23 protein-coding genes are annotated in these 24,728 nt (G+C 59.6%); 12 read left to right on the forward strand and 11 right to left on the reverse strand.

Annotated elements, in window-relative coordinates; genetic code table 11:
* Positions 1–34: 34 nt before the first annotated feature.
* Positions 35–1,720 carry a dihydroxy-acid dehydratase gene (ilvD, locus tag B0H98_RS13440; protein WP_106375575.1) on the forward strand — a complete coding sequence of 562 codons (1,686 nt, stop codon included), beginning with the start codon at positions 35–37 and terminating at the stop codon, positions 1,718–1,720.
* Positions 1,721–2,659: 939 nt separating this feature from the next.
* Positions 2,660–3,856: a chromate efflux transporter gene (gene chrA, locus B0H98_RS13445; RefSeq protein WP_106375576.1), complete on the forward strand. Its 1,197-nt coding sequence runs from the start codon at positions 2,660–2,662 to the stop codon at positions 3,854–3,856.
* 53 nt (positions 3,857–3,909) lie between these two features.
* Here the strand turns inward: chrA and B0H98_RS13450 are convergent, their stop codons facing one another.
* Positions 3,910–4,182: an XRE family transcriptional regulator gene (locus tag B0H98_RS13450; RefSeq protein WP_106375577.1), complete on the reverse strand. Its 273-nt coding sequence runs from the start codon at positions 4,180–4,182 to the stop codon at positions 3,910–3,912.
* 210 nt (positions 4,183–4,392) lie between these two features.
* On the opposite strand from B0H98_RS13450, the gene purE reads away from it, so the two are divergent.
* From purE to B0H98_RS13465, 3 genes are all read left to right on the forward strand, one after another.
* Entirely contained in the window at positions 4,393–4,908 is a 516-nt protein-coding gene (purE, locus tag B0H98_RS13455; protein ID WP_106375578.1) for a 5-(carboxyamino)imidazole ribonucleotide mutase, read from the forward strand.
* An 11-nt stretch (positions 4,909–4,919) separates the two neighbouring features.
* A complete protein-coding gene (locus B0H98_RS13460; RefSeq protein ID WP_106375579.1) occupies positions 4,920–6,041 on the forward strand; it encodes a 5-(carboxyamino)imidazole ribonucleotide synthase in 1,122 nt (373 codons plus the stop codon).
* 324 nt (positions 6,042–6,365) lie between these two features.
* Positions 6,366–7,802: a diguanylate cyclase domain-containing protein gene (locus B0H98_RS13465; RefSeq protein ID WP_340162382.1), complete on the forward strand. Its 1,437-nt coding sequence runs from the start codon at positions 6,366–6,368 to the stop codon at positions 7,800–7,802.
* Here the strand turns inward: B0H98_RS13465 and B0H98_RS13470 are convergent.
* From B0H98_RS13470 to B0H98_RS13500, 7 genes are all read right to left on the reverse strand, one after another.
* Entirely contained in the window at positions 7,799–8,590 is a 792-nt protein-coding gene (locus tag B0H98_RS13470) for a TraX family protein (RefSeq protein ID WP_106375581.1), read from the reverse strand. The two genes, B0H98_RS13465 and B0H98_RS13470, sit on opposite strands and share 4 nt — an antisense overlap.
* A 187-nt stretch (positions 8,591–8,777) precedes the next feature.
* A complete protein-coding gene (locus tag B0H98_RS13475; RefSeq protein WP_106375582.1) occupies positions 8,778–9,548 on the reverse strand; it encodes a transporter substrate-binding domain-containing protein in 771 nt (256 codons plus the stop codon).
* A gap of 132 nt (positions 9,549–9,680) precedes the next feature.
* Positions 9,681–10,412: an ABC transporter permease gene (locus B0H98_RS13480; RefSeq protein ID WP_106375583.1), complete on the reverse strand. Its 732-nt coding sequence runs from the start codon at positions 10,410–10,412 to the stop codon at positions 9,681–9,683.
* Position 10,413: 1 nt separating this feature from the next.
* Positions 10,414–11,115, reverse strand: coding sequence for an ABC transporter permease (locus tag B0H98_RS13485; RefSeq protein WP_106375584.1), 702 nt, complete (start codon positions 11,113–11,115; stop codon positions 10,414–10,416).
* A gap of 14 nt (positions 11,116–11,129) precedes the next feature.
* Positions 11,130–11,900, reverse strand: a complete 771-nt coding sequence (locus B0H98_RS13490; protein WP_422822155.1) for an ABC transporter ATP-binding protein — start codon at positions 11,898–11,900, stop codon at positions 11,130–11,132.
* A 218-nt stretch (positions 11,901–12,118) separates the two neighbouring features.
* Entirely contained in the window at positions 12,119–13,105 is a 987-nt protein-coding gene (locus tag B0H98_RS13495; protein ID WP_106375586.1) for a succinylglutamate desuccinylase, read from the reverse strand.
* A 166-nt stretch (positions 13,106–13,271) separates the two neighbouring features.
* Positions 13,272–13,712, reverse strand: coding sequence for a hemerythrin domain-containing protein (locus B0H98_RS13500; protein WP_106375587.1), 441 nt, complete (start codon positions 13,710–13,712; stop codon positions 13,272–13,274).
* 210 nt (positions 13,713–13,922) lie between these two features.
* Between B0H98_RS13500 and wrbA the strand changes: the two genes are divergently transcribed.
* Positions 13,923–14,522 carry an NAD(P)H:quinone oxidoreductase gene (gene wrbA, locus B0H98_RS13505; RefSeq protein ID WP_106375588.1) on the forward strand — a complete coding sequence of 200 codons (600 nt, stop codon included), beginning with the start codon at positions 13,923–13,925 and terminating at the stop codon, positions 14,520–14,522.
* Between the two features lie 64 nt (positions 14,523–14,586).
* Here wrbA and B0H98_RS13510 read toward each other — a convergent pair whose 3' ends face one another.
* On the reverse strand, positions 14,587–15,660 hold the full coding sequence (locus tag B0H98_RS13510) for a tartrate dehydrogenase (RefSeq protein ID WP_106375589.1): 1,074 nt from the start codon (positions 15,658–15,660) through the stop codon (positions 14,587–14,589).
* A gap of 130 nt (positions 15,661–15,790) precedes the next feature.
* On the opposite strand from B0H98_RS13510, the gene B0H98_RS13515 reads away from it, so the two are divergent.
* From B0H98_RS13515 to B0H98_RS13525, 3 genes are all read left to right on the forward strand, one after another.
* Positions 15,791–16,726 (forward strand): LysR family transcriptional regulator, encoded by a 936-nt coding sequence (locus tag B0H98_RS13515; protein WP_106375590.1) that lies wholly within the window; start codon positions 15,791–15,793, stop codon positions 16,724–16,726.
* 102 nt (positions 16,727–16,828) lie between these two features.
* Complete coding sequence (locus tag B0H98_RS13520; RefSeq protein WP_106375591.1) at positions 16,829–17,257, forward strand: secondary thiamine-phosphate synthase enzyme YjbQ; 429 nt, start codon at positions 16,829–16,831, stop codon at positions 17,255–17,257.
* A 66-nt stretch (positions 17,258–17,323) separates the two neighbouring features.
* On the forward strand, positions 17,324–19,582 hold the full coding sequence (locus B0H98_RS13525) for a glycosyltransferase (protein ID WP_106375592.1): 2,259 nt from the start codon (positions 17,324–17,326) through the stop codon (positions 19,580–19,582).
* 2 nt (positions 19,583–19,584) lie between these two features.
* Here B0H98_RS13525 and B0H98_RS13530 read toward each other — a convergent pair whose 3' ends face one another.
* On the reverse strand, positions 19,585–20,265 hold the full coding sequence (locus tag B0H98_RS13530; protein WP_106375593.1) for a TVP38/TMEM64 family protein: 681 nt from the start codon (positions 20,263–20,265) through the stop codon (positions 19,585–19,587).
* A gap of 166 nt (positions 20,266–20,431) precedes the next feature.
* Here B0H98_RS13530 and B0H98_RS13535 point away from each other — a divergent pair, with 166 nt between their 5' ends.
* The 3 genes from B0H98_RS13535 to B0H98_RS13545 all read left to right on the forward strand — a co-directional run bounded on the left by B0H98_RS13535 (position 20,432) and on the right by B0H98_RS13545 (position 22,980).
* Complete coding sequence (locus B0H98_RS13535) at positions 20,432–21,883, forward strand: alanine/glycine:cation symporter family protein (protein ID WP_106375594.1); 1,452 nt, start codon at positions 20,432–20,434, stop codon at positions 21,881–21,883.
* 167 nt (positions 21,884–22,050) lie between these two features.
* Entirely contained in the window at positions 22,051–22,659 is a 609-nt protein-coding gene (locus tag B0H98_RS13540) for an FMN-dependent NADH-azoreductase (protein ID WP_106375595.1), read from the forward strand.
* A 15-nt stretch (positions 22,660–22,674) separates the two neighbouring features.
* On the forward strand, positions 22,675–22,980 hold the full coding sequence (locus B0H98_RS13545; RefSeq protein WP_106375596.1) for an MGMT family protein: 306 nt from the start codon (positions 22,675–22,677) through the stop codon (positions 22,978–22,980).
* Positions 22,981–23,120: 140 nt separating this feature from the next.
* Here the strand turns inward: B0H98_RS13545 and B0H98_RS13550 are convergent, their stop codons facing one another.
* Positions 23,121–24,689 (reverse strand): bifunctional GNAT family N-acetyltransferase/carbon-nitrogen hydrolase family protein, encoded by a 1,569-nt coding sequence (locus B0H98_RS13550; protein ID WP_106375597.1) that lies wholly within the window; start codon positions 24,687–24,689, stop codon positions 23,121–23,123.
* Positions 24,690–24,728 lie beyond the last annotated feature (39 nt).

The following is a 24,728-nucleotide window of genomic DNA, read 5'->3' on the forward strand; positions in this document are numbered from 1 at the left end:
TGGGCATGTTAATGCGTCTTTAAAGGATTTTTCCATGACTGAACCGACCAACACGACTCGCCGTCATTCCGCCCAGGTAGTAGATGGCGTCGGCAAGGCCGCCAGCCGCGCCATGCTGCGCGCCGTGGGCTTTACCGACGACGATTTCAAGAAGCCCCAGGTGGGCGTGGCCTCTACCTGGAGCATGGTGACGCCGTGCAACAGTCATATCGGCGAGCTGGCGGAACTGGCCCGCGACGGCGCGGATGCTGCCGGTGGCAAGGGCGTGATCTTCAACACCATCACGATTTCCGACGGCATCGCCAACGGCACCGAAGGCATGAAGTACTCGCTGGTATCGCGCGAAGTCATTGCCGACTCCATCGAAACCGTGGCGGGCTGCGAAGGCTTTGACGGCCTGGTCGCCATCGGCGGCTGCGACAAGAACATGCCGGGCTGCGTAATGGGGCTGGCACGCCTGAATCGCCCCAGCGTGTTCGTGTATGGCGGCACCATCATGCCGGGCAAGGGGCATACCGATATCGTGTCGGTGTTCGAGGCCATGGGCGCACACTCGCGTGGCGATATGGACCTGATCGAACTCAAGCAGATCGAGGAAACCGCGATTCCCGGCCCCGGTTCCTGCGGCGGCATGTACACCGCCAATACCATGGCGTCCGCCATCGAGGCGCTGGGCATGAGCTTGCCGGGCAGTTCGGCGCAGAACGCCATCTCTCAGGAGAAGCGCGACGACTGCAAGGCGGCGGGCGAGGCGGTGCTCGAACTGCTGGCCGCCGATATCAAACCCTCGGATATCATGACCCGCCAGGCGTTTGAAAACGCCATCACCGTGGTGATTGCCCTCGGCGGCTCGACCAACGCGGTGCTGCACCTGATCGGCATGGCGCGCACCATCGATGTCGAGCTGACCCTTGAAGACTTTACCGAGATCGGCAAGCGAGTGCCGGTAGTCGCCGACCTGCGCCCCAGCGGCCACTACATGATGAGCGAGCTGGTGTCCCTAGGCGGCATTCAGCCGCTGATGAAGAACCTGCTGGAGGCCGGTCTTCTGCACGGCGACTGCCTGACGGTCACGGGCAAGACCTTGGCGGAGAATCTGGCAAGTGTTGAACCTTACCCGGATGATCAGAAAATCATCGCGCCGCTCGATCAGCCTATCAAGGCGGAAAGCCATCTGCGCATTCTTTACGGCAACCTGGCGCCGGAAGGGGCGGTTGCCAAGATTTCCGGCAAGGAAGGCACGCGTTTCTCCGGCACCGCCCGGGTATTTGGCTCTGAAGAAGAGGCCCAGGCACGCATCAATGATGGCACTGTAGTGGCGGGGGATGTGGTCGTCATCCGTTACGAAGGCCCCAAAGGCGGCCCTGGCATGCGCGAAATGCTCACCCCCACCTCGGCGATCATGGGCCGCGGGCTGGGCAACGACGTGGCGCTGATCACCGATGGCCGCTTCTCCGGCGGCAGCCACGGTTTCGTGGTCGGCCACGTATCGCCGGAGGCGTTTGAAGGCGGCCCGCTGGCGCTGGTGGAAAACGGCGACCGTATCACCATCGACGCCGAAGCCGACACCATCGAAATGCACGTGGCCGACGATGAGCTGATGCGCCGCCAAGCCGCCTGGCAGCGCCCACAACCGCGCTATACCCGCGGCGTGCTGGCCAAGTACGCAAGGTTGGTAAGCTCCGCAAGTACCGGCGCGGTGACTGATCAGAGCGAATAAGAGGCCACGCCCCGACGTTGGCCCATACCGTAGCGCGTAGTAAGCCGCCAGGCGCACCCGCAGCGGCGGCCCGACGCGGAAACAGCGCGGAGAGCGCTGCCGGGGTCGGGTGGTAGGGCGCAAACGCAAACATGGTTGCAACGGCCGAGGCGTCTTGTCAGCCGCCACCCGCGGGTGCCTTATTTACTCGTGTCCTCGCAAAACGTTACCACGCGCTACGGTGCCGTATCCGAATGTGGTGCAGAACCGTAGCGCGTGGTAAGCCGTTAGGCGCACCCGCGGGAGCAGCGCGGAGAGCGCTGCCGGGGTTGGGTGATGCGGCGCAAACGCAAACATGGTTGCAACGGCCGAGGCGTCTTGTCAGCCGCCACCCGCGGGTGCCTTATTTGCTCGTGTCCTCGCAAAACGTTACCACGCGCTACGGTGCCGTATCCGAATGTGGTGCAGAACCGTAGCGCGTGGTAAGCCGCCAGGCGCACCCGCGGATGCAGCGCGGAGAGCGCTGCCGGGGTCGGGTGATAGGGCGCAAACGCAAACATGGTTGCCACGGCCGAGGCGTCTTGTCAGCCGCCACCCGCGGGTGCCTTATTTACTCGTGTCCTCGCAAAACGTTACCACACGCTACTGTGCCGTATCCGAATGTGATGCAGAACCGTAGCGCGTGGTAAGCCGTTAGGCGCACCCGCGGGAGCAGCGCGGAGAGCGCTGCCGGGGTTGGGTGATGCGGCGCAAGCGCAAACATGGTTGCCACGGCCGAGGCGTCTTATCAGCCGCCACCCGCGGGTGCCTTATTTGCTCGTGTCCTCGCAAAACGTTACCACGCGCTACGTGGCATTCTCCGACGTTGGTGCATACTCGTAGGTTTTTAATCCGCTCGCTGTCATCATCATGTCAAACGTGGCGGTCATGCTTGAAATTTTCTTTCAAGGAACTGGTGCCATGTCTCGACAAGCGGCCGCCCGTGCCTCTATCGGCGAAGTCTTCAGCGTTTTTCTGCTGCTTGGGCTGACCTCCTTTGGTGGTCCGGTGGCGCATCTGGGCTATTTTCGTACCGAGTTTGTAGAGCGCCGCCGCTGGCTTTCCGAGACGGCCTATGCGGATCTGGTCGCGCTCTGCCAATTTTTGCCGGGGCCAGCCAGCAGCCAGGTGGGTTTTGCCATCGGGCTGCTGCGCGCCGGGCCTTGGGGGGCGGCCGCTGCGTGGCTTGCCTTTACCTTGCCTTCCGCTATCGTCCTGGGGCTTTTTGCACTGGGGGCATCGCTTTTGGATGGCCCGCTTGCCAGCGGCATTATTCACGGTTTGAAAGTAGCAGCGGTGGCCATCGTGGCCCACGCGGTGTGGGGCATGGCGGGTAACCTGTGCCCTGATAAGACTCGCGCCGGTATCGCGCTGCTGGCGGTGTTGACGGTGGTGGGGCTAAGTGGGCCGTTGGGGCAGGTAAGTGCCATTGTGCTCGGTGGCTTGCTAGGTTTGGTGATGTGTCGCGAGAGCGCAACTGCACCACAAGATGCAGCACTTCACTTCAAGGTATCGCGTTCGGCAGGTTTCATGGCGTTGGGCCTATTTGCCGGGCTGCTGGTTCTGCTGCCGCTGATAGCGGGAAGTGCAATCTGGCTGAGCATCATCGATGCGTTTTACCGCTCCGGCGCGCTGGTATTTGGCGGTGGCCATGTGGTGTTGCCGCTGCTGCAGGCCGAGGTGGTGCAGTCGGGGTGGGTGACGCCGGATGCGTTTCTAACCGGCTACGGCGCGGCGCAGGCGGTACCGGGGCCGCTGTTTACCTTTGCAGCGTACCTAGGTGCACTGGTGCCGGGTATCCATTGGCTGGCAGGCGCGTTGGTGGCGCTTCTGGCAATTTTTGTGCCTGGGTTCTTGCTACTGGTTGGCGTGCTGCCCTTCTGGAGCCGTTTTCGTCAGTGGGGCAGTGCCCAGGCGCTGATGCGTGGCGCTAATGCGGCAGTCGTCGGGATTTTAGGGGCGGCGCTTTATCAGCCGGTATGGACGAGTGCCGTGATAGGGCCTTATGAGTTTGCTTTGGCACTGACAGGCTTTTTGCTGCTGGCGGTGTGGAAGCTTCCTGCCTGGGCGGTGGTTGCGGTGATGGCGCTCGGTGGTCTGTTGATATCGATGCCATAAAAAAACGCCTCGCATTGGCGAGGCGTTTGTCTGTGTGATCAGTGGGGCTGCTGCTATGGCGCCTCCAGTTCTAACGTGCGACGCAGGACATTGAGTTCATCAATATCCAGGTGCTCAAGCCTACCGGCGAGCAGATCGCTGATCTTCTGTACTGGAAGACCTGCCTGGCGGGCGATTTCCCGGCTACCCAGGTCGGATACTGCAATCAAACGCGTAATGATGCGCATCAGGCGCGTGCGTTTCTCTAGGTCCCTGACATCGAGGTCAGGGCTGCTTCGCGGAGGATCCAGCGTTTCTGCGTGAGCAGTTGCGTATGCCGTACTCATGTGACTCCATCAGTCTGAAATGACACCTACACAATGCCGCCAACGCAGGTGCTTTTCAATATTTAATTTGATGAAAATTTCACGACATTTGGGACCGCCGCTTGCCGCCTGGCTCTGGTAAACTATGCGCCTTCCTTTTAGCGCGCGCTGTGGCTTGTGCGTGCGGCACTTTTATCGTTTTACAAGGCCCTCAGGCCGAGGAGAAATGGCATGTCGTCGAATAGCGCGCCCAAGGTGGGCGTCATCATGGGCTCCAAATCCGATTGGCCGGTCATGGAACACGCGGTCGCCATGCTGGAGCGTTTGGGTGTTGCCTACGAAACGCGTGTGGTCTCCGCCCACCGGACGCCTGACCTGCTGTTCGACTATGCCAAGAGCGCTGCCGAGCGTGGCCTTCAGGTAATTGTGGCCGGCGCTGGTGGTGCCGCGCACCTGCCGGGCATGGTGGCCTCACAGACGCCCTTGCCGGTGCTGGGCGTGCCGGTGGAATCCAAGGCGTTGAAGGGCCTGGATTCGCTGCTCTCCATCGCCCAGATGCCGGGCGGCATTGCCGTGGGCACACTGGCGATCGGCAAGGCCGGCGCCACCAACGCGGGGCTTCTGGCCGCCCAGATTGTGGGCTTGCAGGACACCGCCGTGCGCGAAGCGGTCGAGGCCTTCCGCACCGAGCAGACCCAGCTGGTGCTGGATAACCCGGACCCGCGCCCCGCGCCGGATGCAGAGTAAGGAGATACGCGATGAACATTGGCGTTCTAGGCGCGGGCCAGCTGGGCCGCATGCTGGCCTTGGCGGGCTACCCACTGGGCAACCGCTTCACCTTTCTGGACACCACGGGCAACCCGAGTGCGGGCATTGGCGAGGTCATCGTCGACCCGGATAACCAGCATCTGGCCGAGTTTCTGGCCAAGGTGGACGTGGTTACTTATGAGTTCGAACACCTGCCGGTGGCGCTGGTACAGGAGATCGAGAAGCACAAGCCGGTGTATCCCAGCAGCCGCGCGATTCAGGTATGCCAGAACCGGGTGGAAGAGAAGGCCCTGTTTGACCGCCTGAACATCCCCACGCCTGCCTATCGCGTGGTAGAGAGCTCTGACGAGCTTGAGGCCGCCGCCCGTGAGCTTGGCTGCCCGGTAGTGGCGAAATCGGTGACCGAAGGCTATGACGGCAAGGGTCAGGCGGTACTGAAAGCGCCGGAAGAGGCCGCTGACGCGTGGCAGAGCATTGGCCACACGCAGCTGATCGTCGAGGCGTTTGTCGATTTCGTGCGCGAAGTATCGATGATTGCCGTGCGCGGCCGTGACGGTGAAGTGGTGTTCTACCCCATGGCGGAAAACCAGCACGTGGGCGGCATTCTGCGCTATTCGGTGGCACCGCTTCCGGACCTGGACGCCCAGGTGCAGCAGACCGCGGATACCTATATTCGCGCGCTGCTCGACGAGCTCGATTACGTAGGCGTGCTGGCCCTTGAGCTGTTCCAGACCCGTGACGGCAGCCTGCTGGCCAATGAGATGGCCCCCCGCGTGCACAACTCCGGCCACTGGACGATGGACGGCGCGGCCACGAGCCAGTTCGAGAACCATCTGCGCGCTGTACAGGGTCTGCCGCTGGGCAGTACTCAGGCGATTGCCCCCACCTGCATGGTCAACGTGATCGGCCAGGAGGGCGATAACGCTGCCATGCTGGCGCTGGCCCATACCCACCTGCACCGTTACGACAAGGCCGAGCGTGCCGGGCGCAAGCTTGCCCACATCAATGTGGTGGCCGCCACCCACGCAGAGCTTCTGGAAAAGGTCCGCGCCTGCCAGGCGCTGCTGCCCGAGGCGCCGCCGGTCGAGTGGAGTTTCGAACCCTCGCTGTAACCTAGAAGCCGCCATATGAGGCGGCTTTTTTATGATTTTTTACAATAAGTTAGCCTGACGATATGTACTCGGGCGGTATAGATGCGTTTATTAATTCAATAAATATCTATATCAGCCGATTATATGTACAGAATTAATCACCGGGAAGTCAGTATGCCGCCTCTTGCAAGGATAACCGCCGAGCCATCCTGGCTCGGCGGTTATCCGTACGCTCATCAAAAAGCGGCTTGCCGTTTACAGGCAGAAAAAGTTGGCCTGCTCTATGAAAAACTGTGGCAGCCAGTGCTGAGCAGTGTCTGTGCAGGCGGACTGTTGATAACGGCAATGTGGTCAAGTGTCAGCACCGGGCTGCTGCTTGGCTGGTTTGCAGCCTTGGTACTCATTTCAACGTTACGGCTGATGCTGGCCTATTTTTATCATCGTGCGACGGCGGATCAACAAAAACACTCAGTTTGGCTGCGGTGGTTTTTCCAGGCAGCATTCTTGGCGGGCGGGGTGTGGGGAGCGGCCGCCATTTTGTTCTTCAGCCCCGAATACAGCCGGCAGACCAACATTCTAGCCATTGTGCTAGGCGGTGTTGCTGCGGGGGGCGTCACCACCCTGTCATCGGTATGGCGGGTGGCCCTTGTATTCATCCTGCCGGCTCTGCTTCCGTTACCCGTTCAGTTTCTGCTTAGTGGTGGTGAGCTTTCGCTGCTCATGGGTCTGCTGCTGCAGCTGTTCCTGGGCCTGATGCTGGTCATCAGCCGTCGGCTCAGCCGTATCATTCACGACAACATCGCCCTGCATGTTGAGGTTTCATCCAGAGAAGCACAGCTTCAAGAGAGTGAAGACCGATATCGCTCCATCTATCAGCACTCGCCACTGGGAGTACTGCATTTTGATTCGCGCGGCATGATTACCGACTGCAATGCAAAATTGCTGGAAATTCTCGGCAGTCAGCGCGATCAGATGATCGGCTACTGCATGCTGGACCACCGTGCTGACCAGGAGGTAGCAACCGCCGTGGCTAATGCCTTGGAAAAGGGCACGGGATATTACGAGGGCACCTTTTACCTACCCCGTCGTGATCAGGGAACGCCGCTGCGGTCGTTCTTCAATGCGGTGCGTACGGCGAGCGATCACAAGATTGGTGGCATTGCGATTATTGAAGATTTCACTGAACGAAAGCGCACTGAAGCGATTATCTATCGACAGGCTTACTACGACGCGTTGACGGATCTTCCCAACCGGCGACTGTTTATCGACCGGTTGAATCAGTTGGGCCATGAATCATCAGCGAAAACCGGGCTTGTCGTGTTTCTGGACATGGATCACTTCAAACGGGTAAACGACACTCTGGGTCACGCCGCCGGCGATGACCTGCTGATTCAGGTAGCTCGGCGTCTGGAGCAGTGTCAGGGCGAAGAGGGGATGGCGGCACGCCTGAGTGGTGATGAATTCGTACTACTGGCCCTGTTCGATATAACCAGTAGCTGCGCGGAAGAGCAGCAGGTTCAGGAGTTCATGCAGCACATGAAACAGGTACTGTCAGGTACCTATTATCTGGAAGGTGATTGGCTGAAGGTAACGCCCAGTATTGGTTATACCTGCTTTGAATCTGATCGCTTTGATGCCTCTGAAATTCTCAAGCAGGCAGATATCGCCATGTACCAGGCAAAAGCAGAAGGTCGTGACCAGTTAAAACGTTATGCGCCGTGGATGCGTGAAGCCGCCAAGCAGAACTTCACGCAGACCGACGCTTTCATGCCGAGCGTTTAAATAGCTGCGTGACCGCTGATCAGCAGCCACAGGGCGATCAGGGCGAAGTGCCCCGGGTACCAGGCAAGCCATAGCCTGCGCGGCATGACCACCGGCACGGCGGTAATCTGACGAGACGCGCCGGCGGCCAGAATCAGTACCGCCACACACGTGGCCACGGTAAACGATTTGGCCATGTCCGAGGCGTTCATCTGCCCGGCGATCCACAATACCGGAAAGGCAGCGAGGCCTGCCCACAGGCGTGACTGAAAGCGCGGACCGGCCTGGTTGAGCGCGTGCATGGCAAACATGAGCAGCGGAATCAGCAGCAGGCCGTTGTGGCCGTACTCCACCCAGAAACCCAGCAGATACCAGAGCGTGACACCCACCGCCGTGCCCAGCATCAGCCAGCCAAGGCCTAACGTTTGCTGCTGGTAGTGCTGCCAGCCCTGGCGCACCAGCGTGCCCAGCGCCAGGCCGCTTGCCAGCGTAAAGCAGACGTTGAGAATCAGCGCATCCGAGGCGCGGGGCATCAGCATGTAGGGCACCTGGGCGACCAGGCCGATAATCAGAATGCGGCGGGAATAGCGCAGCGGATTGCGCGTATTGAACAGCCCATGCCAGGCCACCATGGCGGCAAACAGCGGAAACGCAATCCGGCCGATGGAGGAGCCTGCCCAGCTCAAGTCCCAACCAGCAGGCAGTACATAGCGGGTCAGGTGATCCACGGTCATGGTGATGAGCGCAAGCCACTGGCCCCATCCCGTCCAGTGGGAAGAGGGTCGCAAAGGTGATGATGTGTTAGCCATAAAACCTCCCTGTCGGTCACTAGCTCGCTTAAGAAGACCGATAGTAGCACGGCTAGTTCACTGAATTTGCTCGCCTTGATGGCAAGTGGGGTAAAACAGGCGGTAAGTCGTGAAGAAGGAAACAGGGGGAGGGGGCTGCGAGAGCAGGCGTTGAAAACCTCCCCGGCGCAGCCGGGGAGGGCAGGAATCACTCTTCGCCGAAGTAGCGGGTGTAGATTTCGTCGTAGGTGCCGTCTTCTTTCAGCGTTGCCAGGGCTTCGTTGAATTTCTCGGCAAGCGCTTCGTCACGCTGGCGGAAGGCGATACCGAAGCCGTCACCGAAGTATTCTTTAGGCTCGGTGATCTGCTCGCCCACGATGACGTAGTCGCCGTCTTCGTTTTCAACCAGCGTGGACTGGCCAATCGGGAAATCGAGGAACACGATATCCAGACGCTGGGCGTCCATGTCCAGCACCATGTCATCGGCAGTGGAGTAGCGGCTGATATCGGCCACGCTGCCGTAGTTATCAGTGACGTAGTTGTCCTGAAGCGTGCCGCGTTGAACACCGATGGTCAGGCCTTCAAGGGTTTCTTCATTGGCTTCGTCGATGTCCAGGTCGCTTGCCGCAAACCAGGCTGATGGCATGGTGATGTAGGGCTCGGAGAACAGTACCTGCTGGCGACGCTCATCGTTGATGGTCATGGAGGACATGACGGCGTCGTAATTGCGCGACAGAAGGCCGGGGATGATGCCGTCCCACTCCTGCTCGATCCACTCGCAGGTCACGCCGATCTCTTCACACATGGCGTTACCCAGGTCGATATCGAAACCGGTCAGGTCGCCTTCAGCGGTGCGGTACTCCATGGGGACGTACGGCACGTCCACGCCAATGCGCACGTGGTCGTAATCGCGTGCCTGGGCGGAAGAGGCTGCTGCAACAGCCAGACCGATCAATGAAACCGATAGCAGTTTTTTCATTATTAAACTCCGTTGTAAAACAGGTTCACATGATGTGATCTTCTTTAACGTAACCCAGCTTTGCGCTGGCGAAAAGAGAAAAACATCATGCGAACCAACGTTTGTTTGACGTTAGCTGCCAGCCTCCTGGACTCAAGGTGTCTGAGGCTTCAAGTGGGCGAGCAGTTTCTTCTCCAGGAAGCGGAAGAAGAACAGAATGGCAAACGTCAGGCAGAGATAGATCAGCGCCACGAACAAAAAGGGCTCGAACGGGGTATAGAAGCGGGAATAGACGTAGCGCGCCGCTCCGGTCAAGTCCATCAGCGTGACAACGCTTGCGATGGCGCTGGCGTGAAGCATGAAGATCACTTCATTGCCGTAGGCGGGCAGGGCACGGCGAAAGGCGCTGGGAATGATGATACGCCGCATCATCAGCCCCTGAGACATGCCGTAGGCGCGCGCCGCTTCGATTTCACCCTTGGCCGTTGCCTTGATCGCACCCCGGAAGATCTCGGTGGTGTAGGCGGCGGTGTTCAGGGTAAAGGCGATCAGCGCGGGGTAGAACGCCTCGCGGAAGATGGGCCAGAAAACGCTTTCCTGAATGCCGTCAAAGAACACCACGCCGTAGTAGATGATATACAGCTGAACGAGCAGCGGTGTGCCGCGAAACACGTAGGTGAAAAGGTATACCGGCAGGCTGATCCACTTGCGCTTCGAGCTGCGCAGAATGGCCAGCGGTACGGCAAGCACCAGGCCAATCACCAGCGAGAGAAAGACCAGCTGGGTGGTGGTGACCAGGCCGGTCCAGTAATAGCCCATGGTGGTGGCGGTAAAGATCAGGTTGCCGGATAGAAGGTCATTAAACCAGGCGGAAATATCAGGCATGTTACTGCTCCCCAAAGCCGATATCGTAGCGTTTCTGCAGCCTTGCAAAGATCCACTCGGACACACTGGCGATCAGCAGGTAGGCAACCGCTACGGGAATTAGAAACACGAAGGGTTCGTGGGTCGCTCGGGAGGCTTCGGCTGCCACGCGAACCATATCGGTCAGGCCGATGACCGAGACCAGCGCGGTGGTCTTGAGCAGTACCATCCAGTTATTGGACAGTCCCGGCAGTGCGTGGCGCATCATCTGCGGGAACCGAATACGCCGAAACACAAGGCTGCCGCTCATGCCGTAGGCCTTGCCCGCTTCGATCTGGCCGTTATCCACGGCCATGAAGGCGCCGCGAAAGGTCTCGCCCATGTAGGCGCCGAAAATGAACCCGATGGTCAGTACGCCCGCAGCAAAGGCGTTGAAGTTGATGTAGATATCAATGTCGTAACTGTAATAGAGAATATCGCTGATGGCATTGACGCCGATCTGCCCGCCGTAGAACAGCAGCATCATCAGCACCAGATCCGGCACGCCGCGAATCAGCGTCGTATACACGGTCGCAATGCCATGCGGTAGCCAGTGACGCGACATCTTGGCCGTGGCGGTAAAAAGCCCCAGCACCAGGGCCAGCAGCAGCGATAACACCGCCAGTTGAACGGTAACCCCGGCGCCTTCGATCAAACGCGGGCCGTACCCTTGCAAATCCAGCATGGTAGCCTCGCAGATCAGTAGTTGGGGGTAAGAAACTGTTTGAGCCGCGGCGACTGCGGATTGCCCAGGACTTCATCCGGCGTGCCGGCTTCTTCTACCAGCCCCTGATGCAGGTAGATCACCTTGCTTGAAACATCCCGGGCGAAGCTCATTTCATGGGTGACCACGACCATGGTGCGTCCTTCGTTGGCCAGGTCGCGCATGACCTTCAGCACATCGCCCACCAGCTCCGGGTCAAGTGCCGAGGTGGGCTCGTCAAACAGCATGACTTCCGGGTCCATGGCCAGCGCCCGTGCAATCGCGCCGCGCTGCTGCTGCCCGCCGGACATCTGAGCGGGGTAGGCGTTGGCGCGGGCGGTCAGGCCTACGCGCTCGAGTAACGCATGGGCGTGGTCGGTGGCCTCTTTCCTGGATTTTCCCAGCACGTGAATGGGCGCTTCGATGATGTTCTGAAGCAGGGTCATGTGAGCCCAGAGGTTGAAGTTCTGAAACACCATCGACAGTTTGGCACGCATCTGCACGACCTGTTTCCAGTCGGCCGGCTCACGCCCGTGGCGGGTTTCTTTAAAGCGGATGGTGTCACCGTGGAGAATGATCTCGCCCTCGTCGGGCTGCTCCAGCAGGTTCATGCAGCGTAGAAAGGTGCTTTTACCAGACCCCGAAGCGCCAATCAGAGTGATCACGTCACCTTTTTGTGCTTCCAATGAGAGGCCTTTGAGGACTTCCGTATCGCCAAAGCGCTTTTTGATATTACGCACTTCAAGGGGAGTAGCGGCCATAAACATAGGCTCCAGTACAAAGTTGCCGCGGTAGCAACGCGTTTAATTGACGTTAGACTAGGTGGCGGCTGGCGCGAAAAAGTGGCGATTCTATCAGGCCCAGCGAAAATTGCGTGCTTTCGTTATGCGATAAATGCAGGGCGCTTGACGAACACAACGCGTGCGGTAGCCATGAATAGCCTCTAGGTTGTTGTTATTAATGCGTTATTCTAATAGTTCAACGTTTAATTCGGTGCCTGGGTCGGTGATACCAAAAGGGCCGCCCTGGCGCCGATGGCGACATCGGCATTGGGAAACACGACGTGCAAGGGAGTATCGCCCACAATGAAATCCCCTGCCACGCTATCGCAGGCCAAGCGTGTGCCCGGTTCAAAGCGGCTGAAATTGGGCGTATCCGCTGCGAAGCAGAGTGAGAAGTCTTCTGCCTGGCGCATCAGCTCGTGCTGCACCTGGAAAAACGTCATGCTGCCTGGCGCTTGCCGGGCAGGCTTGCCACCTTCACCCAGCGCCTTCAGCAGGGCCAGCATGGGTGCCAGCGCGGCCATGTCGTTTTGCCCAAAGGGGGCGACACGTCCAAGCTCGAAGGTAAATGCCTGCGCCTGATGATAGTGCTTGCTGTAGTGCGAAAACGTCCAGCTAGTCTGGTGCTGGTGAAGTACGGCCTGCATGTCGGCGGCAGCCAGCCACGCCCACTGCATTGTCGTAATCGCGGTATCGGCAAACGGCTCGACTACAAAACGCGGGTAGAGGCTGCCACGAATCGCGGTGTGCAGGTCGTAATGCAGCTTGGGAAGCTCGGTATGCGCGACAAAGAAGCGGTCCACCGCGGCCATCAGTTCTCGGGCGCGCTCGGGTTCGGCGCCTTGTTCGGCAAGGCCGCGCTGGAAAAGGCGGTTGAGGTTGATGTCGATAAAGCGGCGTTGGGCGCGCAGGGCTGGAATGTTGCCGAGTATCACCAGCACCGGGGCGCCAAGGGAGGCGACACCCGCTTCCAGCGCGCTTAGCCAACTGCCCAGAAGCTCGACCGGGGCGGTTTCGTTGCCGTGAATGGCCGCCGAGAAAATGCAGGCGTGAGCATCGGATGTGGGCGTATCGGGCAGAAGCTCGATGATGCCAGGGGCATGTAGCTGATAAGTGCCGCTGGCGAATCGGCCGCGCTTTTGTGAAGGCAGGCGCTCATTGAGCGTCCAGTCGAGCCAGTGATCCAGCATATCGGCCTCTTGTTATTGGTGGCTAGTCCACGGTCATGTTTAGCATGCCCTTGAGGCAGAGCAAGCGTCAGCGTCGTGGTTATGAAAATGAAGAGGGGCTTTGTGTAAGCACTGACCCAAAAACGCCCGCAAAGAAGCGGGCGTTGAGAAGCGAGAAAGGGAAGGCTTAGCCGGCGCGCAGGCGCTGCATCTCTTCTTCGTAGTCATCCGCCAGCGCGGTTTTCTGTGGATTTTTCAGGCCACGCCCGGCCAGCTGGAATACTTCCTGCTCTTCTTCGTCCAGATGGTGGGTCACCAGATGCTGCAGCTGCTTGGCGTAGGTAAGCCAACTGGAGGCGCTGTAGTCGGTGCTGTCCAATTGCTCGATCAGCTCATCGATTTCATGGTGCTCGGCCACGCTGTGGCGGGCTTTTTCCTGGGTGAGGTCCAGCTCCATCAGCGGGATGTAGAACATGCGCTCTTCAGCGGCGGCATGGTGCTGAAGCTCGTGCTTGACCTGCTTGTAGAGGGTATCGCGCTCTTCGCTGTCGCCATGGGTTTCGACCAGTCGCGCCAGCAGGTCGCGTTGGAGGTCATGGTCTTTACGCAGGGCTTCGAAAATGGTCATTTGGCTACTTCCTTGTGGTGAACACTTATAGCAAAGAGTAAACGTTAGTCAGTAGTGGGCATCTTCGCAAGCAAAAAGCCGTGCAGTAAATCGAAGCGAGTAGATGAAAACATTCGCTTTTATGCTTTTGATATTGGGCTATGGTTAAAGGCGCTGTCCACAAGGGTGGTTAGTCACGCAGACTTAAAGCAACGTCCAAAGGAGTGAGCAATGTCAAAGGTACTGGTACTCTACTATTCCATGTATGGTCACGTTGATACCCTGGCTCAGGCTGTCGCCGAAGGCGCAAGAAAGGTTGATGGCGTGGAGGTAACCGTCAAGCGGGTGCCGGAAACCATGCCCGAAGATGCCTTCAAGAACGCTGGGGGCAAGCAGGATTACGCGACACCAGAAGCCACTCCTCAGGAACTTGCCGATTACGACGCCATCATCTTCGGTACGCCGACCCGCTTTGGCAACATGGCCGGTCAGATGCGTACCTTCCTGGACCAGACCGGTGGCCTTTGGGCCAACGGCTCGCTGCGCGGCAAGGTAGGCAGCGTATTTACCTCGACGGGCACCGGCGGGGGCGAAGAGATGACGGTGACCTCCACCTGGACCACGCTTGCCCACCACGGCATGGTGATCGTGCCCATTGGCTACGGCATTGAAGAGCAGTTCGATATTTCCGAGGTAAGCGGCGGCAACCCTTACGGCGCCGCGACACTTGCCGGCGGCGACGGCTCCCGCCAGCCCAGCGAACGCGAGCTGAAGCTTGCCCGGTTCCAGGGCGAACACGTGGCCGGCATTGCCGCCAAACTGGCGCGTTGATAGCGCTTGCAAGAAAGCCACCCGACGGGGTGGCTTTTTTCATGCCTGACGCTTTTATTAGAGATTAGTCACCCAGCCGCTTGGCAATCGCTTCGCCCAGCGTCTTGGTAGTGCCCTGACCGCCGATATCGCCGGTCAATACGGTTGTGTCACCGTCGCTCAGCACTGACTCGATGGCACCGACGATAGCATCGCTGGCTTCCTTGTAGCCCAGGTGTTCCAGCATCATCGCGCCGGACCAGATCTGGCCGATGGGGTTGGCGATACCCTTGCCAGCGATGTCCGGGGCGCTGCCGTGGACCGGCTCGAACAGGCTGGGGAACTTGCCTTCCGGGTTGATGTTGGCCGACGGCGCAATACCGATGGTGCCAGTGCAGGCCGGGCCCAGGTCAGAGAGGATGTCACCAAACAGGTTGCTGCCCACCACCACGTCGAACCAGTCCGGGTGGAGCACGAAGTTGGCAGTCAAAATATCGATATGAAACTTGTCGACGTCGATGTCCGGGTACTGCTTGGCCATCTCCAGAACGCGCTCGTCCCAGTAGGGCATGGTGATGGAGATGCCGTTGGACTTGGTGGCCGAGGTCAGCTTCTTGCGCGGGCGGGTCTGGGCCAAGTCAAAGGCGTATTTCAGCACGCGGTCAACGCCGGTGCGACTCATTACGGTTTCCTGAATGACCACCTCGCGCTCGGTGCCTTCGAACATCTTGCCGCCGATGCTCGAGTACTCGCCCTCGGTGTTTTCACGCACCACGTAAAAATCGATATCGCCGGGTTCGCGGCCGGCCAGCGGGCTCTTGATGCCGGGCATCAGCTTGCAGGGGCGCAGGTTGACGTACTGATCGAAGCAGCGGCGGAACTGGATCAGCGAGCCCCATAGCGAAATATGGTCGGGCACTTTTTCGGGCCAGCCGACGGCGCCGTAGAAAAGTGCGTCGAAGCCCTTGAGCTGCTCGAACCAGTCGTCCGGCATCATCTTGCCGTGCTCCAGGTAGTAGTCGCAGTTACCGAAATCAAAGGTGGTGAACTCAAGGTCGATATTGAAGCGCTTGGCGGCGGCTTCCAGAGTGCGCAGGCCCTCGGGCATGACTTCCGGGCCGATACCGTCACCGGCGATAACCGCAATACGATGAGTCATGGGAACTCCTGTTTGTTGTTGAGTGAGGGTGGATGACGCTTGGATAAGCTCTACAGGCAGTCTAGCGGCTGTGGCGGGAAAGATAATCGGGTTAGTATGCAAGCTATTGTTGCCTGAAAGTGGAGAATCGATGTCGGCGCTTGATGATCTGGCGTTCTTTCAACAGCTGGCCCGCTCGGGCAGCCTGACGGCCACGGCGCGCGAGCTTGGTCTTTCGCTCTCTGCGGTCAGCAAGCGGCTCAAGCAGCTGGAAGCCCGGCTTGGGGTGGAGCTTGCCGCCCGCACCACGCGGCGGCTGACGCTAACCGCGGAAGGGGAGCGCTACCTTGCGCGCGGGTCGCTGATCCTCGACGAGCTGGGAGAGCTTGAAAATTCGCTGGGCGATGCTCGCCAGCAGGCGCTGAGTGGCCGGCTTCGAGTGAACGCCACGTTCGGCTTTGGCCGGCGGCATATCGCGCCGCTGCTTTCCGCATTCTGCGCGGCGAATCCTGGGGTAGAGGGGTGGCTCGAGCTGACCAATTTTCCGCTCAACCTGAGCGATCACGGTTTCGATATCGGCATTCGCGTTGGCCAGCCGCCGGATTCTCGCCTGATTGCCCGGCCGCTTCTGGCCAACCGGCGCGTACTCTGTGCAGCGCCTGACTATATTGCGCGCATGCCGCCGCTCGCAGCTCCGATGGATCTGGCCCGGCAGGCGTGTCTGGTGGTACGGGAAAACGATACCGATTTCCCGCTCTGGCGTTTCGAGCGCTGCGACAAGCCAAGCGAGGTGCAGTCAGTCAAGGTCAGCGGGCGGTTGGCCAGCAACGACGGCGAGGTGATCACCCAGCTGGCGCTGGATGGGCACGGCGTCATGCTGCGCTCCTGGTGGGATGTGAATGAGCATCTGGCCAGCGGTGCGCTCTGCCCCCTGATGCCTGGTTGGCAGAGCGTGCGTGCCGATTTTCATGCCGTGTTCGAGCAGCGCCGCCACGTGCCCGCCCGGCTGCGCGCCTTTATCCATTACCTGGAGCGCGAGATCGCCGGGCGGGTGCCGCCGTTACCGCTGTGTCCGGTGTCACCTTGATCGACAATAGAGGTTCCCGATTGGGCTATGGTGAAGTGAGTCTTACAAGAAGGGCGCGCGGTCGACGTGCCTCACGTGCAGTTAAGAACAAAGGAGTGTTTTATGTGGTATCAGCAGGAAATCCATCTACCCGAGCTTGCCCGTGGCTTTCATCTGGTGACCGATCAGGTGGCGCGGGCGCTACCGTGCCTGGAGGATTGCAGCATGGGAATGCTGCATCTTCAACTGATGCACACCTCGGCGTCGTTGACGCTCAATGAAAACAGCGACCCGGATGTGCGTCATGATCTCGACGCCTTTATCCGTCGGCTGGTACCGGAAGGGCTGGATTACTTTCGCCATACGCTTGAAGGGCCGGACGATATGCCCGCCCACGTGGCCGCCAGCCTGCTCGGCACTCAGGTTACTCTTGCCGTGCGCGATGGACGTATGGCGCTGGGCACCTGGCAAGGCCTCTGGCTGGGTGAACATCGCGAGCAGGGTGGCCCACGGCGTATACTGGCTACCCTGAATGGCTGCGAAGCCCGTTAAATTCGATATACCCTTATCCCGGGCTGCTTTGCCATGAATCCCCATGCCTTGAGAACACTGCTGTAGATGCTCCCGAAACGTTCCTTTCTGCGTGTTTTACGACGTTCGCACAAGCGCTGGCTGCGGCTTTTCTTCGTGCTCAATCTTCTGCTGGTCGCGGGGCTCGTCACACACCAGGTATGGCTGTATGTTGCCGAGCCCACGTTCGAGTCGGTGCATACCCTGCAGGTGGCGGATATCCGTGAAACGCTAGCCGAGCGCGACGCTTTTCGGTTTGCGGTGGTGGGGAACATCAACAATTCGGTCAGCGTGTTCCGCAACGAGATCGTGCCACGGGTGAATAGCAGCGGGGCCGATTTTCTGGTGTCCGCAGGCAACGCCGTAAGCAGCGGCCAGCAGGAGAGTTACAAGGCGATTTACGACAGCCTGGAGCAGCTGACGATGCCTTATCTGCTGACCTATGGCGAAAACGAGGACAGCGATTTTGGCAGCTACCTGTTCTACGAGTATTTTGGCCCGCACTTCTACTCCTTTGTAGCCGGCAACAGCCACTTCATCTTTCTGGATGCGACCGGAAAATCCTCGACCTCCTGGCAGCTGGACTGGCTGGAGCGTGAGCTTTCGGCATCCAATGCCGAGCATCGTTTCATCTTTATCGGTCTGCCGCTGCATGATGTGGTGCAGAATGCGCCGCTGTTTGAAACCGACAACTATCTGAATGACGCTAAGCTTGGCGAAGGGATCATGCGTCTGGCGGAAAGCTATGCGGTGGATACCGTGTTCTCGGCCAATCTGTCGCTGTTTTCCGACCAGACCATCAACGGCGTGGAGTATGTGACCACCGGCGGCGCGGGGGGGCTTCTTCTGAACGCCGACAGCAGCTTTCATCACTATGTGGTAGTGGATGTGCAGGGGGATGATGTGAGCATCCATCCGGTCCGCTTGAACGTTGACCGCCCCGGCTGGTGGCGCATGCTGAGCAGCGTCGGCTCGACGATCTATGCGTTCTTCTATGTGAGCTATCCACGTTTTCTGCTGATCGTGGGCCTGCTGACGCTGCTGGCCATGCGCCTTTATCAGCTGATATTCGAAGAGCGCGATTACTATCCGGATTTTGACATCGACCCTACCCCCTATCTGAACAAGCCGCTGCGCGTGGCAATGGTTTCCAACAACTACTTTCCGTTCGTTTCGGGGGTGTCTGTTTCGGTGGAGCGCCTGCGGCGCGGACTGAGCGAGCTTGGCCATACCCTTGAGCTTTACGTGCCGCGCTACCGTGAGGCGTGTCAGGACGACAAGGCCGTGCTGCGTATCCCGACGCTGATGTCGTTTGGCGAGAAGCGCGAATTCCGGCTTACCAACCCGTTCAGCCTGCGGTTCAGGCGCTATGTGCGTCGCTTCAGGCCGGACGTGATTCACGTGCATCACCCGTTCTGGCTAGGCTCCATGGGGCTGTTCATGGGACGCCGGCTCAAGGTGCCGGTAGTGTATACCTATCACACCCGCCTGGAGCACTACGCCCATTTTGTGCCATTACCCAGCGTCCTGTTCCGTAACCTGATTTCGCACTACCTGATCAAGCGCTTCTCCAACGCCTGCCAGGGGGTAATCGTGCCCACCTATTCGGCGGAAGAGTATCTGCGCATGATTGGCGTAAAGACGCCGACGCTGGTACAGCCAACGGGCATCGACTGCGCCCGGTTTGCCCAGGTGGATGGTCAGGCGTTGGCTGAGCTTCGCGAACAGCTGGCTATTTCCGCAAAGCGCAGGATATTGATCAGCGTCTCGCGCATCAGCCAGGAGAAGAATATCGGCTTCATGCTGGAGGCGCTGGCGGAACTCAAGCAGCAGGGGCATCAGAATCTACACCTGCTGATGATTGGCGACGGCCCGGACCGGGAAAACCTGAGCAGGCAGATTGAACGCCTGGGGCTTGGCGATCACGTTACCCTGGCTGGCGCCGTACCGCCTGAGGAGATGGCGCTTTATTACCACCTGGGCGATCTGTTCGTGTTTGCTTCGACCTCGGAAACCCAGGGAATGGTCATTCTCGAAGCCATGGCGGCCGGGTTGCCGGTGGTGGCCGTGCGCTCAAGCGGTATCGATGACGTGGTGCGCGAAGGCTTCAACGGCTACAAGACGCCGCAAAACCGCACGGCCTGGGGGCGGCGGATCGTTGAGCTGACGGAAAACGATTCGCTGCGTGAAACCCTGGGCCATCAGGCCAGTACGTTTGCCGCCGACTTCGATATCCAGAACTTTGCGGCAACGGTCGCGGGCTTTTATGCCGATGTGCTGGCCAAGTACCACGCCCCGCCCCGCTAGATTTACTGCCTGGCATTGCGCCTGGCGGCGTAGCGCTTTAGCCCGAACAGCACGCCAACCCCGGCTGCAAGCCCAATAACGGCCAGGGCAATTTCCAACGGCGTGGCTGCGGTAAACAGCGCCCCCAGCTGGCTGCCGAGCAGAATTACGGCGGCCAGCCCCGGCACGATGCCAAGCGTGGAGCCGATCATGTAGTCGCGAAAGTTGAGATGAAACGCGCCTGCCAGCATGTTGGTCAGGGTGAAGGGCGCCAGCGGCAGCAGATTGATGACCGTCATGGTGCGGATGCCGCGCTGGGAAAGGTAGCCCGAAAGTCCGCGCAGGTGTTTGCCGCCATAGCGCATCAGCGCCTCACGCCCCAGCCAGCGCCCTGCCCAGTAGGAGACCACTGACGATGCCAGCGTGCCGAGCGTGGCGTACCCAAGGCCCCAAAGCGGGCCAAAAAGTAGCCCCGTGGCCACTACCAGCAGGCTGAGCGGAAACATCACTAACAGCGCCGCGACATATACCCCCATTACCGCGGCAAACATCCAGGGGGCGGTCTTCCACTGGCTGACCGTGGCCGCAAACGCTGTCAGATGCTCCTGGGTAAGCAGGCCGGTTCGCTGTAGCCAGGACCACATCAATCCAAGCCCGATAAGGACGACCAGCAGGCCCAGGCCCTTGAGCAGTGTTCGCGACATGGCGAGCCTCATTCAAAAATCGTCAGCATACGCGAGCCGACAGCAAACGGTCGATATTTAGCATCCGTTTGCAGGAACATCAGAATAAATACGCCAATTTTCTTGCCATTTTGGTGCAGGCATGAAGAATGAAGCGCCTTCGATAAGTTAAAAAAGGGCATGTGGTATGGATTTTACGATTCCAGGGCTGTTGACGGCGGCCGTTGACCGCAGCAACGGACTACTGTGGGGCAGCGTGCTGATTTACCTGCTGATTGGGGCAGGGCTTTATTTCACGGTCATGACCGGCGGCATTCAGGTGCGTTATTTCGGCCATATGTTCAAGCTGCTGCGCACCTCCCGCGATGCCGGCGAAGGCATCTCCTCGTTTCAGGCGCTCTCGACAAGCCTGGCCGCCCGTGTCGGTACGGGTAACCTGGCTGGCGTAGCGGTCGCCATCTACTTTGGCGGCCCGGGGGCGATCTTCTGGATGTGGATGACGGCGATGGTGGGCATGGCCACCAGCTTCATCGAGTCCACCCTGGCCCAGGCGTACAAGACCGACCACGGCGACAATACCTTCCGCGGCGGCCCGGCGCGTTATATCGAGCGTGGGCTTGGGCTACGCTGGCTAGCGGTACTGTTCTCGATCTGCTTGATCATTGCGTTCGGGTTGGCGTTCAACAGCGTTCAGGCCAACTCCATCGCCCAGGCCATGGAGCAGGCGTTTGCCGTTCCCACCTGGGCCATGGGGTTAGTCTTGGTCGTGGTGGTCACACCCATCATCTTTGGCGGCTTGAAATCCATCGCCAAGGTAGCCGAGCTGGTCGTACCGCTGATGGCGCTGCTCTATCTGATTCTGGCGCTGGTCGTGGTCGCGCTTAATATCGGTGATTTCCCGGCGGCCATCATGACCATCGTGAAGAGCGCCTTTGGCCTGGAGCAGGCCGCTGGCGGGGCCGTGGGTTACGCGATTTCTCAGGCCATCATGAACGGTATCCAGCGCGGCCTGTTCTCGAACGAGGCGGGCATGGGCTCTGCGCCCAACGCGGCGGCAACGGCGAGCACGCGTCCGGATCACCCGGCAGCCCAGGGCTTTATCCAGATGCTGGGCGTGTTTCTGGATACGCTGGTGATCTGTACGGCCACCGCCGCCATCATCATCATGGCAGGCCCGGAGCTGCTGGCCGGTGAAGAGAACAACGGCATTCAGCTCACCCAGATGGCCCTTTCAAGCCATGTGGGTGATTGGGGGGCGATGTTCGTGGCGGTTGCCATACTGCTGTTTGCCTTCACCTCGGTCATTGCCAACTACTCCTACGGTGAGTCCAACATCGAGTACCTGGCCGGACGCCGCGCGCCGGTGGCGATCTTCCTCTACCGCCTGGCGGTGCTGGCGATGATCATGGTGGGCTCGGTGGCAAGCCTGGGTGCGATCTGGAACTTCGCCGATCTCTCCATGGGCATGATGGCGATCATCAACCTGGTGGCTATCCTCATGCTTTCCCCCGTGGCCTTCTCGCTGTTCCGCGATTACGAAAAGCAGTTGAAGGCGGGCAAGGAGCCAACCTTTGACCCGAGCAAGTTCCCCAAGCTTGCCAATCGGGTCGACCCCAAGGCGTGGCCCAGGAAGAAGTAGCGGCTATCTGCTGAAAACCCCGCCCTCGTGGCGGGGTTTTTTATGCACGTTTGACAGCATTCGATTTTGTCGAATGAAAATCGCAAATCAATGCGCTTTTGATTCAAAAAAAGCGTCGTAAAATAGCGGTCAATGTTCATCTTTTCATTATGAATCAGGAGCTTTCAATGACAACGCGTGCCCTGCTGGTAACCGCTTCCGTACTGGGTGAAAACGGTCAATCCACGGCGCTGGCCAAGCATTTTCAAACCCGTGCCGCTGCCCGTGAAGGTGTTGAAGTGACCCAGCGTGATGTAGTGGCCAACGCGCTGCCCCATCTGGATATTGCCGAACTCGGCGCCTGGCAGACCCCGGCGCAAGAGCGTAGCGAAGAGCAGCAGGTACTGGCCGCACGCTCGGATGAGTTGCTGACCGAGCTGCGCGCCAACGATGTGCTGGTCATCGCCGTGCCCATGTACAACCTGGGCGTGCCTTCTCAGCTCAAGGCCTGGTTTGACCGTGTGCTGCGCGCTGGTGAAACCTTCCGCTATACCGAAAATGGCCCACAGGGCCTGGTGGAAGGCAAGCGGGCGGTCATTCTGGCCGCGCGGGGCGGCATGTATGCGGGTACCGACATGGATAGCCAGACGCCGCATCTTAAAAGCATGCTAGGCTTGATGGGGATTACCGATGTAGACGTCGTCTACGCCGAAGGCCTGAACATGGGCGAGGCGACGCGCGAAGCGGCGCTGAAAGAAGCCTTCCAGGCCATCGATCAACTGGTTGAAGCGCTATAACAGAGAGAGTTGGCCATGGCACGCCCCGAATTGCTTGAGCAGATCTACACCATTGTCGATCAGATTCCGGCGGGGCGGGTGACGACCTATGGGCGCATTGCCGCCATGACCGAAGGCGCGACGCCGCGCTCGGTAGGCTCGGCCATGCGCCACCTGCCCGCGGGCCACACGCTTCCCTGGCATCGGGTGATCTCGGCAAGCCTTACGCTTGCCGACCACGGCGGCGCTTCCCGTCAGCACCAGAAGCTGCGCGATGAAGGGGTGGCCTTTGATGCCAAGGGGCGTGTTCCGGCGCACCTGATCTGGCCAGACAAGCTGTAGGAGCAGGCTTCAGCCAGCGACGCAGCGCTACGCGCTGCTGGGGTTGATGGATCACTAACGCTGCCTTCCGCCTAGGGAGGCTCTGCCTCCCATCGCCCAATAGAATTGGGCTCCTACAGGGGTAATAAACCTGCCGACCTTCACTCGTCCAGATTGGAGCCGGACTTCAGCGACCAGTCGCGCCAGCGCAGATCGAACAGATCCTTGCGGCGGTCTTTCAGGTTGGTCACCGAGCCTTCGGCGCGCACGATGGTCAGGCGCGTCAGGTCCAGGTCCGAGAAGAAGATCATCTCGGTGTTAGGCGTGGTTTCCGCCAGCACCGCATCGTGGGGGAAGGCGAAGTCAGAAGGGGTAAACACCGCCGACTGAGCGTACTGGATATCCAGGTTCTCGATCGAGGGCAGGTTGCCGACGCTTCCGCATAGCACCACGTAGCACTCGTTCTCGATGGCGCGGGCCTGGCCGCAGTGGCGTACGCGCAGGTAGCCGTTCTTGGTGTCGGTCCAGAAGGGCACGAAGAGGATATCCATGTCCTGATCGGCCAGCAGGCGGCCAAGTTCCGGAAACTCGACGTCGTAGCAGATCAGAATGCCCACACGGCCGGCGTCGGTATCGAATACCTGCAGGTTGTCGCCACCCTCGATCACCCAGTCGCGGCGCTCCTGCGGGGTGATATGCAGCTTGGCCTGCTTGTCGATGTCGCCATCGCGGTGGAAGAGGTAGGCGACGTTGTAGAGCCGGTCATCTTCACCCACCTCGATCATCGAACCGCCCACGATGTTGATGTTGTAGGACACCGCCATGCGGGAAAGCTCGGCCTTGAAGCGTTCGGTAAAGCTTGCCAGAAAGCGGATAGCACCCATCTGGTCCTGCTGAGCGGCGCGGTCCTGCAAGCCCATCAGCGGCGTGGTGAACAGCTCCGGGAAGACGGCAAAGTCGCTCTGGTAATCCGACAGTGCATCCACGAAGTATTCGATCTGCTGAAGAGCGGCTTCCACCGAGGAAAATTCGCGCATCTGCCACTGTACGGCGCCTACCCGTACCTGGGTCGGGCGGGTGTCCAGCACGTTCTCGGCGGGCTCGAAGAGAATGTTGTTCCACTCGAGCAGCGTGGCGTAGCCTCTTGACTGCTCGTCTTCTGGCAGGTATTTGCGCAGCAGGCGCTTGACCTGGAAATCGTTGGCCAACTGGAAGGACAGGATCGGGTCGTAGATCTCCTTGCGCGAGACCTTGTCGATGTACTGGGCCGGAGACAGCTCGTCGGCGTGCTGGTAATACTCGGGAATGCGCCCGCCGGCCAGAATGGCGCGCAGGTTGTGCGAACGGCACAGCTCCTTGCGGGCTTCGTAAAGGCGACGGCCCAGGCGGTAGCCGCGGTAGTCCGGGTGGATCAGCACATCCAGCCCGTACATCGCATCGCCTTCCTCGTTGTTGAGGATGATTTCACGATGGCCAATCAGATCGTCATACTTGTGCGGGTTGGAAAACTCGTCGTAATCCACCTGTACCGTGAGTGCCACGCCAACCAGGTTGCCGTCGTCTTCAATGGCGATCTGGCCGTCGGGAAACTCCTGGATCAGCTTGTCGATAGTGTGCCGGGGCCAGGCACCGCCGATATCGTGATAGACAGCGTCCATCAATGTCTTGAGCTGATCGTAATCATCGCTCGTCAGGTTGCGCAGATTTAGATGCAGTTCTTCTAAGGACATATCAGGGGGTTCCAGAATAAAAAGAAAACAGCTTAGTAC

The organism is Vreelandella songnenensis (assembly GCF_003002925.1).
GTDB classification, from domain to species: Bacteria; Pseudomonadota; Gammaproteobacteria; order Pseudomonadales; family Halomonadaceae; genus Vreelandella; species Vreelandella songnenensis.